This window comes from Enterobacter sp. RHBSTW-00318 (assembly GCF_014101375.1).
Classification (GTDB): Bacteria; Pseudomonadota; Gammaproteobacteria; order Enterobacterales; family Enterobacteriaceae; genus Enterobacter; species Enterobacter ludwigii.
In genome coordinates this window covers 2,562,098-2,573,974 of record NZ_JABXQH010000001.1, presented here as the reverse complement: position 1 = coordinate 2,573,974, position 11,877 = coordinate 2,562,098, and the positions used below count along the sequence as shown (strand labels likewise).

Genomic DNA, 11,877 nt, shown 5'->3' with positions numbered 1-11,877 from the left:
GAATGAATAAAGCGACCTTGGCACAAGAATGAAACGAGAACAGGTGCAGGCGCAAAATACGGCCCTATAAATAAAATGTGGGGGAGGTCCTGTCAATGCTGGGATTATGCGGATTTTTTATGGGGGGGTACCCCTCAGTAACAGGACTTATAACAGGGCCATATTTTATGCTTCTTTTTACCGCCTTTTGACCGACATTTCGCCGCCCCTGAAGGGCGTTTCAGCAGCTATACTTTTCGGGTCTTTTCACCTGTGTTTGATGCAGGCCAGGGCAATGGCATAAAAACCATCACAATTTTTATTTGCAGGCGCTACAATCGACCGCAGTCACAATTCTCAAATCAGAAGAGTATTGCTAATGAAAAACATCAACCCAACGCAGACCGCTGCCTGGCAGGCACTACAGAAACATTATGATGAAATGAAAGACGTCACCATCGCGGACCTGTTCGCGAAAGATGCCGATCGTTTCAATAAGTTCTCCGCGACCTTCGATGACCTGATGCTGGTGGATTTCTCCAAAAACCGCATTACCGAAGAAACGCTGGCGAAGCTGCAGGATCTGGCGAAAGAGACTGAGCTGGCCGACGCCATCAAATCCATGTTCTCCGGTGAGAAGATCAACCGCACCGAAGACCGTGCCGTGCTGCACGTGGCGCTGCGTAACCGTAGCAATACTCCGATTATCGTTGACGGCAAAGATGTGATGCCGGAAGTGAACGCGGTGCTGGAAAAGATGAAAGCTTTCTCTGAAGCGATCATCTCCGGAAGCTGGAAAGGCTACACCGGCAAACCGATTACAGATGTGGTTAACATCGGTATCGGCGGGTCTGACCTTGGCCCATTCATGGTCACCGAAGCGCTGCGCCCATACAAAAACCACCTCAACATGCACTTTGTTTCTAACGTCGATGGTACCCACATCGCCGAGGTGCTGAAGAACGTGAATCCGGAAACGACCCTGTTCCTGGTCGCGTCTAAAACCTTCACCACTCAGGAAACCATGACCAACGCCCACAGCGCGCGCGACTGGTTCCTGAAAACCGCAGGCGACAACAAGCACGTGGCGAAACACTTCGCCGCGCTGTCGACCAACGGGAAAGCCGTTAGCGAGTTCGGTATCGACACCGCGAACATGTTCGAGTTCTGGGACTGGGTGGGGGGGCGTTACTCTCTGTGGTCCGCTATTGGCCTGTCGATCATTCTCTCCGTCGGCTTCGACAACTTCGTTGAGCTGCTCTCCGGCGCGCATGCGATGGATAAACACTTCTCCACCACCGCACCTGAGAAAAATCTGCCTGTGCTGCTGGCGCTGATTGGTATCTGGTACAACAACTTCTTCGGGGCTGAAACCGAAGCGATTCTGCCATACGACCAGTACATGCACCGTTTTGCGGCCTACTTCCAGCAGGGCAACATGGAATCCAACGGTAAATACGTTGACCGTAACGGTAACGCAGTGGATTACCAGACTGGCCCAATCATCTGGGGCGAGCCAGGCACTAACGGCCAGCATGCGTTCTATCAGCTGATCCACCAGGGCACCAAAATGGTCCCGTGCGATTTCATCGCCCCGGCCATTACCCATAACCCGCTGTCAGACCACCATCCGAAGCTGCTGTCTAACTTCTTCGCACAGACTGAAGCGCTGGCGTTCGGTAAGTCTCGTGACGTGGTTGAGCAGGAATACCGCGACCAGGGTAAAGATCCGGCCACGCTGGACCACGTTGTGCCGTTCAAAGTGTTCGAAGGCAACCGTCCAACCAACTCCATCCTGCTGCGCGAAATTACGCCGTTCAGCCTGGGTGCGCTGATTGCCCTGTACGAGCATAAGATCTTCACTCAGGGCGCTATCCTGAACATCTTCACCTTTGACCAGTGGGGCGTTGAGCTGGGTAAACAGCTGGCAAACCGTATCCTGCCTGAACTGGGTGATGATAACGCGATTAACAGCCACGACAGCTCCACAAATGGTCTGATCAACCGTTATAAAGCATGGCGCGCGTAATTAAAGTGTCATGAAAAAGTGCCGGCGAAATGCCGGCATTTTTTTATCGGATAATTCCTGATGTCTGTTATTAAACTCAAATTCCTGTAGTGAGTTTAATCTGAAAATAGTTGTTAACCTGTTAATTGCTGCGGTTTATTTTAGGAAAATACGGATAATTGCCGTCACGGGATCTAATTCTATTTCATTGATTTATATAAGTTATATTATTATCTAATCGTCCTTTTGTTTCCATTTTATCCAATTGTCCGAAAACCCTTCTTCTATTTATCCCTACGGCAAACCCTCACCTTTAGTTGTGTATACTCGAATCCGCCTGAAATTCTTTTTGGGCAAATCTCCATTCATTAAATGAAGGGAAATTCTTATGAAGAAAGTACTGTATGGCATTTTCGCCATATCTGCGCTTGCGGCGACATCTGTTAATGCGGCTCCGGTTCAGGTCGGAGAAGCGGCAGGTTCGGCTGCGACGTCTGCGTCTGCGGGGATTTCTACCGCGTCCAGCGCCAGCACCGTAAGTTCAGCCGTGGGTGTCGCCCTGGCGGCAACCGGTGGCGGTGATGGCTCCAATACCGGAACCACGACCACCACGACCACCAGCACCCAGTAATAACGGGTGTTTTAATCATAACCACACTTCGGTGTGGTTATTCTGGCTTTTCAGTAGCCTTCGGGACCTGTAGACCGGGTAAGCGCAGCATCACCCGGCAATAATGCGGAGAAGAGTCGTGAAGCGACCTGGGATCATCCTGATTTGTCTGCTTTTGCAGGCGTGCTCGGCCACCACCAAAGGGCTGGGCCATTCACTGTGGGAAAGCATGTTCGGTACGCCGGGCGTGCATCTGACCGATGACGAACTTCAGAACATGCCCTATGCCAGTCAGTACATGCAGCTCAACGATGGCCCACAGCTGTTTGTGGTGCTCGCTTTCGATGAAAACGGGCAGCAGAAATGGGTGACGCAGGATCAGGCCACCATCGTAACGCAGCATAGCCGTATCGTGAAAACCCTGCTCGGGGGCGACAACCTGCTTGAAGTCAACAATCTCGCCGCCGATCCGCTGAACAAGCCGAACCAGATAACCGACGGGGCAAGCTGGACCCGCACGATGGGCTGGACCGAACACAAGCAGGTTCGCTATGCCACCGCCCGCTCCACCTTCCGCTGGGATGGCACGGACAGCGTCAATGTGGGCAGCGACGAAACCCGGGTTCGCGTGCTGGATGAAGAGGTCACTACCGATCAGGCAACCTGGCATAACCGCTTCTGGGTGGACGATGACGGCCAGATACGCCAGTCGTTACAGTATCTGGGTGCCGGATTCTTCCCGGTCAAAACCACGCTGATCAAGGCCGCGAAATCATGAAAACACTTATTCGCGTTGCGCTGATCGCAAGCTTTGCTACGCCGCTCGCATGGTCTGCCGGGACGGTAAAAGTCTATACGCAGGACAATACGAAGCCTAAAACATTGACCAACGCCGGACACTTGATCGATCTCGTCGGCCAGCCAAGGCTGGCGAACAGCTGGTGGCCGGGTGCGGTCATCAGTGAACGACAGGCGACGGTGGTGGCGGAGCAACAACATAACGCGCTGCTCGCCAGGCTAACAGGGCTGGCGGAGCAGGAAGAGGGTGACGACGCGGCGGCCATTAACAGCCTTCGCCAGCAGCTTAAGGCGCTGAAGGTCACCGGACGGTTGCCGGTCAATCTCGATCCGGACCACGTTCGCGTCGCGGAAACGGCTAACCCGTCACTGGAAGGCGAGTACACGCTCTGGCTACCTGTTCAGCCTTCTACCATTACCGTGTTCGGGCTTGTCAGCAGTCCCGGTGACAAGCCGTTTATGCCGGGTCGCGATGTGGCGAGCTATCTCGATGAACAAAATTTGCTGAGCGGTGCGGATAAGAGCTACGCATGGGTGGTGTACCCGGACGGCCAAACGCAAAAAGCACCGGTAGCCTACTGGAATAAACGCCATATCGAACCGATGCCAGGCAGCGTCATTTTTGTCGGTTTTGCCGACCATTTCTGGACGAAGGCATATGACGGGCTGAACGCCGATATCCTTCACTCCCTGAAACAGCGGATACCGGAATAATGAAAAGAACCTATCTCTATAGCATGCTGGCGTTGTGCGTGAGTGCCGCCTGCCATGCAGAAACGTATCCGGCACCCATTGGCCCGTCTCAGTCAGATTTCGGCGGCGTCGGTTTACTGCAAACGCCTACCGCGCGCATGGCGCGGGAAGGGGAAATCAGCCTCAACTACCGTGATAACGATCAGTATCGCTACTACTCCGCCGCTGTACAGCTGTTTCCGTGGCTCGAAACCACGCTGCGCTACACTGACGTGCGCACCAAACGGTACAGCAGCGTCGAGTCCTTCTCCGGCGATCAGACCTACAAAGATAAAGCGTTCGACGTGAAGCTGCGTCTGTGGGAAGAGAGTTACTGGATGCCGCAGGTCTCCGTTGGCGCACGGGATATCGGCGGTACCGGTCTGTTTGATGCGGAATACGTGGTGGCCAGCAAAGCCTGGGGACCGTTTGATTTCTCACTCGGTCTCGGCTGGGGGTATCTGGGCACCAGCGGCAACGTGAAAAACCCGTTCTGCTCCTACAGCGACAAATATTGCTATCGCGATAATAGCTATCAGAAAGCGGGCTCCATCAACGGCGACCAGATGTTCCACGGCCCGGCCTCGCTGTTTGGCGGCGTAGAGTACCAGACGCCCTGGCAGCCGCTGCGCCTGAAGCTGGAATACGAAGGGAATGACTATTCACAGGATTTCGCCGGCAAGATTGAGCAGAAGAGCAAATTTAACGTCGGTGCCATTTACCGTGTGGCTGACTGGGCTGACGTTAACCTCAGCTATGAGCGTGGCAATACCGTGATGTTTGGCGTGACGCTGCGTACCAACTTTAACGATATGCGGCCACACTACAACGACAACGCGCGCCCTGCCTACCAGCCGGAGCCGCAGGATGCCATTCTGCAGCACTCCGTCGTGGCGAACCAGCTGACCCTGCTGAAATACAACGCCGGACTGGCGGATCCGAAGATTCAGGTGAAAGGCGATACGCTGTACGTGACCGGCGAGCAGGTGAAATACCGCGACTCGCGGGAAGGGATCGAACGCGCCAACCGGATCATCATGAACGATCTGCCGGACGGTATCAGCACGATCCGCGTGACCGAAAACCGTCTGAACATGCCGCAGGTCACGACGGAAACGGATGTCGCCAGCCTTAAGCGCCATCTGGAAGGCGAACCGCTTGGGCATGAAACCGAGCTGGTGCAAAAACGCGTTGAGCCAGTGGTGCCAGACACCACCGAGCAGGGCTGGTATATCGATAAGTCGCGCTTTGATTTCCATATCGATCCGGTGCTGAACCAGTCTGTTGGTGGGCCAGAAAACTTCTACATGTATCAGCTGGGCGTCATGGCGACGGCGGATCTGTGGGTCACCGACCACCTGCTGACCACCGGCAGCCTGTTCGGTAACCTTGCCAACAACTACGACAAGTTCAACTATACCAACCCGCCGAACGACTCGAAGCTGCCGCGCGTGCGTACTCGCGTACGTGAATATGTGCAGAACGACGCTTACGTAAACAACCTGCAGGCCAACTACTTCCAGTACTTTGGTAACGGTTTCTACGGCCAGGTTTACGGCGGTTATCTGGAAACGATGTTTGGCGGCGCGGGGGCTGAAGTGCTCTACCGTCCGGTAGACAGCAACTGGGCGTTCGGTCTTGATGCCAACTACGTCAAACAGCGTGACTGGCGCAGCGCGCAGGACATGATGAAGTTCACCGATTACAGCGTTAAAACCGGCCACCTGACGGCCTACTGGACGCCGTCGTTTGCCCCGGACGTACTGGTGAAAGCCAGCGTTGGTCAGTATCTGGCGGGGGATAAAGGCGGCACGCTGGATATCTCTAAACACTTCGACAGCGGTGTGGTGGTCGGTGGCTATGCCACGATCACTAACGTCTCGCCGGACGAGTACGGGGAAGGGGACTTCACCAAAGGCGTGTACGTCTCCATTCCGCTGGATCTGTTCTCGTCAGGCCCAACCCGCAGCCGTGCGGCAATTGGCTGGACGCCGCTGACGCGTGACGGTGGTCAGCAGCTGGGTCGTAAATTCCAGCTGTACGACATGACCAGCGATAAGAACATCAACTTCAGATGATGCGTGAGTGCCCGGTAGCGTTACGCCTGCCGGGCACCTTACAAACGCCGCAACAGTCTCGCCGGGTTGCCGGCGTAAACCCCTTTCTCGGTGATGGACTTTGTCACCACGCTTCCCGCCCCAATCACCGCCCCATCACAAATTGAGACAGCCAGAATGGTGGCCCCGCTGCCGATTGAAACGTCGTTGCCCACGCGAATGTGTCCCCAGCTGCGCCGGTCGGCATTGGGTTTACCGTCGCGGAACATATCGTTGGCGAACATCACCCCATGGCCAATGAAACAGCGCTCGCCGACGGTGACGTACTCGCAGATGAAGGTATGGGACTGAATTTTGCTGTCAGCACCGATGTGCGAGTTAGCCTGGATTTCAACAAACGGGCCGATAAAGACGTTATCGCCCAGCGAACATTCATAAAGATTCGCGGGTTCGTAAATGACGACGTTTTCGCCGCAGACAACATGACGAATAGCCGCCTGGCGTTGCTCTGGCATACATCTCCTTAGACTGGCATCGACATAATATGGAGGGTGCTGGTTTGCGCCGCAGTGATGAAGAGGGTGTCTTTGACATGTTTCAGCCCCTGCGCTTCGTAAAACCGGCGTGCGCGAGGGTTCTTTTCGAGGACTTCCAGCCACAGCAGATTTTCCGAACAGGCTTTTGCCTGGCGAATCACTTCCGCAAGGAGTTGCTCGCCGTAGCGGTGTCCCGTGGCATCCGGCAATAAATAGAGTTTATGCAGGAGCGTACCCGACAGCCCCTCGGGCTCGATGGTCTGCTGGGTTGAGAATTTTGCGAATCCGACTGGCATTTGTGCGCTGGCAATGAGCCAGTAAGTGCCCGGCTGCATCAGGCTGTCTGCTATCGCCTGCGGCGCGTATTCCTGCTTAAGAAAGGCGGCAAGCTCTGTCTGGCTTTCCCATAGATGCCCAAAGTGATGCCGGTAGCTGGCATACCCCATTTCACTCAGCTGTTTTGCATCATCCAGGGTGGCGCGTTGAATGGTTAATTTCATCATCCCTTCGTCGAAATAAGCGTGTCACAATGCAACATGCCACAGCGCTGAACATAATATAAACAAAAAATATAGATCACCGTCACATTTTTGCGTTATACAGGAACCTCGCCCTGGAGAATGAGGTGCTCTATGACATCCCTGACTCGCCCGCGCGTTGAGTTTATCTCAACAATCCTCCAGACCGTGCTGAACCTCGGTCTGCTGAGCCTTGGCCTGATACTGGTCGTCTTTTTGGGAAAAGAGACGGTGCATCTGGCGGATGTGCTGTTCGCCCCTGAACAAACCAGCAAATATGAGCTGGTGGAAGGCCTGGTGGTCTACTTTCTCTACTTTGAGTTTATCGCGCTGATTGTGAAGTATTTCCAGTCGGGCTTTCACTTCCCGCTACGCTATTTTGTTTACATCGGGATCACCGCGATTGTGCGGCTGATCATCGTGGATCATACCTCCCCGCTCGACGTACTGATCTATTCGGCGGCGATCCTGCTGCTGGTGATCACGCTCTGGCTGTGCAATTCGAAACGGCTGAAACGGGAATAAAAAAATGGCGGCCCGGAGGCCGCCTAACAACAGTCACAAGTTGGGTCAATACAATACGTCTAAAGTTGAGGGTTGCAGTGGCATAACAAATGAAACTTAACCTTTCACACCGCCCGCCGTCAGGCCATTCACCAGCCAGCGCTGCGCCAGCAGGAACACGACGGTGATAGGGATGGCGGAAAGTACAGCCGCCGCAGCAAAGTCGCCCCACAAATAGTTCTGCGGATTGAGGTATTGCTGCATACCGACGGCCAGCGTATAGCTGTTGACATCACGCAGTAACAGGGAAGCGACCGGCACTTCGGTGATGGCTGCGATAAACGACAGGATAAAGACCACCGCCAGGATCGGCACCGACAGCGGCAGAAGCACCAGACGGAATGCCTGCCACGGGGTCGCGCCATCCAGCGCCGCCGCTTCTTCCAGCGAGCCGTCAATGGTTTCGAAATACCCTTTGATGGTCCACACATGCAGCGCGATACCGCCAAGATAGGCGAAGATGACGCCACCGTGGGTGTTCAGGCCGATAAACGGCACATACTGGCCCAGTCGGTCAAACAAGGCATACAACGCCACCAGTGACAGTACCGCCGGGAACATCTGGAAAATCAGCATCCCTTTCAGCAGCGTGGCCTTACCCGGGAAACGCATACGGGCAAAGGCGTAAGCACAGGTCGTGGAGAGTGCGACAATACCAATCGCGGTAATCCCGGCAATTTTCACCGAGTTCCACAGCCATAACAGCACCGGGAACGGCGGTGGCGTGACGCGGCCATCCGCGTGTTCAACGCTGAAGCCCAGCGCTAACTTCCAGTGCTCCCAGGAGATTTCATCCGGGATCAGGCTCCCGGTCGCGAAGTTACCGGCACGCAGGGAGATGGCGATGACCATCAGCAGCGGGAACATGATTGCCGCGATAAAAATCAGCAGCCCTAAATGCGTCGCGAAGAGGCGCAGTTTCTGAGATTTGGGTTGGACCATAGACATATTCTGTGCCCTCCTTAGTCGAATTTCATGCGTGTTGCTTTCAGGTTCACAATCGCCAGAGCGCCAACCAGCAGGAAGATCAGGGTGGCAATCGCTGCCGCCAGACCGAAGTCCTGACCGCCGCCGCCTTCGAAGGCGATACGGTAGGTGTAGCTGACGAGCAGGTCGGTATAGCCTGCCGGCGTGGTGGTGCCAAGACGGTCAGGCCCACCGTTGGTCAACAGCTGAATCAGCACGAAGTTGTTAAAGTTGAAGGCAAAGCTGGCAATCATCAGCGGCGTCAGCGGTTTAATGAGCAGCGGCAGCGTAATCTTAAAGAAATTCTGGAACGGACCCGCGCCATCCATTGCCGAGGCTTCGTACAAATCGTCCGGAATCGCCTTCAGCAGGCCCATGCACAGGATCATCATGTACGGATAACCGAGCCAGGTGTTCACGATGATAATCATCGAGCGGGCGGTGATTGGGTCGCTGAACCAGGCCGGTTTGATGCCGAACAGCGCGCTCAGCATCATGTTGATTTCACCGAAGCTCTGGTTAAACAGCCCTTTGAAAATCAGAATCGAGATAAACGACGGGACGGCATACGGCAGAATAAGCAGCACGCGGTAAATGGCTTTCCCTTTTAGAGATTCCCACTGCACCAGACACGCCAGCACCATGCCCACGGCAACGGTCAGGATCACCGTCAGTATGGAGAACACCACGGTCCAGACAAAGATGGCGAAGAACGGTTTCTGGATCCCTTCATCGGTGAAGACGCGGGTGAAGTTGTCCCAGCCTATCGTCACGGTGTAGCCCGGGCTGAGCTTGTCATCACCCCATTTGCCATCAGCCGTAATGGACTGGTAGAAACCAATGTCGTTGTTTGGACGGTACTTCACGCCGCTCTGGTTGTTGGTCAGCGTGCCGTCGTCCGCCAGCGTATAGAGCGGTTGTGTCCCGGAGAACTGGCGCAGTGAACTCATGGTCACTTTGCTTTCGTCCGGCAGTTGGGCGGTAAGCTGCGTCAGTGCCTGACGGTTCTGCGTAATGATGCGCAGGTTAGCGCGTTCGCCTTCCGGCAGGGCCGCAGCCTCTTTTAAGGCCAGCTTCTGCTCACCGCCAAATTTGAAAGCGTCAGAGACATAATTTTTGCCGGTTTCTTCGTCAGTGAGTGCTAACTTCCACTCGCTGCCCGCAGGATACAGGCCGAAGTTAAAGGTTTTGCCCGCCTGATAAGAGCGGTCCATCAGCACCTGTTGGGCGCGTTCCTGAGCAAGCTGGTTGGTGCTGCTGTAGTTGGTGAACGCGATAGCAATGGTACAAATCAGCGGGAACAGGACAAACAGACCCATCCCGGCCACGCCCGGGTAAACATATCGCCAGGCATAGGCTTTACGGTTGGCGAAAATATACAGGCCAGCAGAGCTTAAAATCAGCGTCATGATGGCGAACAGATATTCCCCTTGTACGTACATTAAAACAACAAGGTAACCCACCAGCAGACACAGCAGACCCATTACAGACCACTTCAGGGCAGAGCTTTGCCACCAGTGTTTCTTTTTAATGACATCCATGGGGTTCTTCCTCTACAACACATTTTGTTCTCCCTCTCTCCGCAGGGGAGAGAGGGGATAAAAGCCTTACTTCGTGATACGACCCTGAGCATCTTTCAGCGCAGCATCAACCGTCTGACGACCGCTTGCTGCGTTGATGACGGCGGTACGGGTGGCGTACCAGAACGCTGCCATTTGTGGGATGTTCGGCATGATTTCGCCTTTCTGGGCGTTATCCATGGTTGCCGCGATACGTGGGTCTTTCGCCAGCTGATCCTGGAAGGATTTCAGCGCAACCGCGCCCAGCGGTTTGTCCTTGTTCACTTCATCCAGACCCTGGTCGGTCAGCAGGTAGTTTTCCAGGAACTCTTTCGCCAGCTCTTTGTTTGGGCTGGCAGCGTTAATACCTGCGCTCAGCACGCCAACGAACGGTTTAGACGGCTTGCCTTTAAAGGTTGGCAGCAGGGTTACGCCGTAGTTGATTTTGCTCTTGTCGATGTTGGTCCAGGCCCACGGACCGTTGATGGTCATCGCGGTTTCGCCTTTGTTGAACGCCGCTTCTGCGATGGAGTAGTCGGTATCCGCGTTCATGTGTTTGTTCTTGATGAGGTCAACCAGGAAGGTCAGGCCTGCTTTCGCGCCAGCGTTGTCCACGCCCACGTCTTTCACGTCATATTTGCCGTTTTCAAATTTGAACGCGTAACCGCCGTCGGCAGCAATCAGCGGCCAGGTGAAGTACGGTTCCTGCAGGTTGAACATCAGCGCGCTCTTACCTTTCGCCTTCAGCTCTTTATCCAGTTTCGGGATCTCTTCCCAGGTTTTCGGTGGGTTGGGTACCAGGTCTTTGTTGTAAATCAGAGACAGCGCTTCTACCGCGATTGGGTAAGCGATGATCTTGCCGTTATAGCGAACGGCATCCCAGGTGAACGGGTACAGTTTGTCCTGGAAAGCTTTGTCCGGCGTCACTTCAGCCAGCAGACCCGACTGGGCGTAGCCACCGAAACGGTCATGTGCCCAGAAGATGATGTCCGGACCGTCACCCGTTGCAGCCACCTGCGGGAATTTCTCTTCCAGTTTGTCCGGGTGTTCAATGGTAACTTTGATACCGGTGTCTTTCTCGAATTTCTTGCCCACTTCGGCCAGGCCGTTATAGCCTTTATCGCCGTTAATCCAGATAACCAGCTTACCTTCTTCAATTTTGGCGAGAGCCGGTGCGGAAATCATCATTGCTGCAAGGGCGGACAATGCGAAAACGCGTGCGCCAGTCTTGATCTTCATATCTGCCATCCTTTTTTGGTGATGTGCTCGTGGATACACTGAGGTGGTTCAACGTGACTCAGTCTCCTTATTTGACATCCTCTTTCCATCCTCCCAACCCCTACGCCCCACCCCCCGTTTGTGTGATCTCCGTTACATAAATTTAAGTTATGAGTGCTGGCGCACATAAAAACACAGTGAATTTTGCAGGTGGCTTCACGAATTTCGCCTCAGCCCTCCAGCGGCGGTCGCAGAGCCTGCTCTCTCATCCTCCCGCCTCCTCCCCCATAAAAAAGCCGGGGGGTGGAGGATTCACGAAAGTAATGGATACC

Annotated in this window: 11 protein-coding genes; 6 read left to right on the top strand and 5 right to left on the bottom strand. The window is 54.5% G+C overall.

The window, feature by feature from the left end; all coding sequences use genetic code 11:
* Window positions 1-358: 358 nt before the first annotated feature.
* The 5 genes from pgi to HV157_RS12810 all read left to right on the top strand — a co-directional run bounded on the left by pgi (window position 359) and on the right by HV157_RS12810 (window position 6,205).
* On the top strand, window positions 359-2,008 hold the full coding sequence (gene pgi, locus HV157_RS12830) for a glucose-6-phosphate isomerase (protein ID WP_020882856.1): 1,650 nt from the start codon (window positions 359-361) through the stop codon (window positions 2,006-2,008).
* 367 nt (window positions 2,009-2,375) lie between these two features.
* On the top strand, window positions 2,376-2,618 hold the full coding sequence (gene yjbE, locus HV157_RS12825; RefSeq protein WP_014168186.1) for an exopolysaccharide production protein YjbE: 243 nt from the start codon (window positions 2,376-2,378) through the stop codon (window positions 2,616-2,618).
* Between the two features lie 118 nt (window positions 2,619-2,736).
* Entirely contained in the window at window positions 2,737-3,375 is a 639-nt protein-coding gene (locus tag HV157_RS12820; protein WP_025206403.1) for a YjbF family lipoprotein, read from the top strand.
* Window positions 3,372-4,109, top strand: coding sequence for a capsule biosynthesis GfcC D2 domain-containing protein (locus HV157_RS12815; RefSeq protein WP_032679376.1), 738 nt, complete (start codon window positions 3,372-3,374; stop codon window positions 4,107-4,109). The genes HV157_RS12820 and HV157_RS12815 overlap by 4 nt, the downstream gene beginning before the upstream one ends.
* Entirely contained in the window at window positions 4,109-6,205 is a 2,097-nt protein-coding gene (locus tag HV157_RS12810) for a YjbH domain-containing protein (protein ID WP_014168189.1), read from the top strand. Before HV157_RS12815 ends, HV157_RS12810 begins: the two co-directional genes overlap by 1 nt.
* Window positions 6,206-6,243: 38 nt before the next feature.
* On the opposite strand, the gene HV157_RS12805 is transcribed toward HV157_RS12810, so the two are convergent.
* The gene (locus HV157_RS12805; RefSeq protein ID WP_020882853.1) at window positions 6,244-6,699 is read right to left on the bottom strand and encodes an acyltransferase; all 456 of its coding nucleotides are present in this window, start codon (window positions 6,697-6,699) and stop codon (window positions 6,244-6,246) included.
* A gap of 8 nt (window positions 6,700-6,707) precedes the next feature.
* A complete protein-coding gene (locus HV157_RS12800; protein ID WP_182268118.1) occupies window positions 6,708-7,223 on the bottom strand; it encodes a GNAT family N-acetyltransferase in 516 nt (171 codons plus the stop codon).
* 129 nt (window positions 7,224-7,352) lie between these two features.
* On the opposite strand from HV157_RS12800, the gene psiE reads away from it, so the two are divergent.
* Entirely contained in the window at window positions 7,353-7,763 is a 411-nt protein-coding gene (gene psiE, locus HV157_RS12795; protein ID WP_020882851.1) for a phosphate-starvation-inducible protein PsiE, read from the top strand.
* 96 nt (window positions 7,764-7,859) lie between these two features.
* Here the strand turns inward: psiE and malG are convergent, their stop codons facing one another.
* The 3 genes from malG to malE all read right to left on the bottom strand — a co-directional run bounded on the left by malG (window position 7,860) and on the right by malE (window position 11,566).
* Window positions 7,860-8,750, bottom strand: a complete 891-nt coding sequence (malG, locus tag HV157_RS12790; RefSeq protein ID WP_014168193.1) for a maltose ABC transporter permease MalG — start codon at window positions 8,748-8,750, stop codon at window positions 7,860-7,862.
* Window positions 8,751-8,764: 14 nt separating this feature from the next.
* Window positions 8,765-10,309 carry a maltose ABC transporter permease MalF gene (gene malF / locus HV157_RS12785; RefSeq protein WP_020882850.1) on the bottom strand — a complete coding sequence of 515 codons (1,545 nt, stop codon included), beginning with the start codon at window positions 10,307-10,309 and terminating at the stop codon, window positions 8,765-8,767.
* Between the two features lie 66 nt (window positions 10,310-10,375).
* Window positions 10,376-11,566 carry a maltose/maltodextrin ABC transporter substrate-binding protein MalE gene (gene malE / locus HV157_RS12780; protein WP_020882849.1) on the bottom strand — a complete coding sequence of 397 codons (1,191 nt, stop codon included), beginning with the start codon at window positions 11,564-11,566 and terminating at the stop codon, window positions 10,376-10,378.
* Window positions 11,567-11,877: the final 311 nt, after the last annotated feature.

Excerpts from the sequence above, each read along its gene's own strand:
- pgi (WP_020882856.1), top strand. The coding sequence starts at position 359 with ATGAAAAACATCAACCCAACGCAGACCGCTGCCTGGCAGGCACTACAG.
- yjbE (WP_014168186.1), top strand. The coding sequence starts at position 2,376 with ATGAAGAAAGTACTGTATGGCATTTTCGCCATATCTGCGCTTGCGGCG.
- HV157_RS12815 (WP_032679376.1), top strand. The coding sequence starts at position 3,372 with ATGAAAACACTTATTCGCGTTGCGCTGATCGCAAGCTTTGCTACGCCG.
- HV157_RS12810 (WP_014168189.1), top strand. The coding sequence starts at position 4,109 with ATGAAAAGAACCTATCTCTATAGCATGCTGGCGTTGTGCGTGAGTGCC.
- HV157_RS12805 (WP_020882853.1), bottom strand. The coding sequence starts at position 6,699 with ATGCCAGAGCAACGCCAGGCGGCTATTCGTCATGTTGTCTGCGGCGAA.
- HV157_RS12800 (WP_182268118.1), bottom strand. The coding sequence starts at position 7,223 with ATGATGAAATTAACCATTCAACGCGCCACCCTGGATGATGCAAAACAG.
- psiE (WP_020882851.1), top strand. The coding sequence starts at position 7,353 with ATGACATCCCTGACTCGCCCGCGCGTTGAGTTTATCTCAACAATCCTC.
- malG (WP_014168193.1), bottom strand. The coding sequence starts at position 8,750 with ATGTCTATGGTCCAACCCAAATCTCAGAAACTGCGCCTCTTCGCGACG.
- malF (WP_020882850.1), bottom strand. The coding sequence starts at position 10,309 with ATGGATGTCATTAAAAAGAAACACTGGTGGCAAAGCTCTGCCCTGAAG.
- malE (WP_020882849.1), bottom strand. The coding sequence starts at position 11,566 with ATGAAGATCAAGACTGGCGCACGCGTTTTCGCATTGTCCGCCCTTGCA.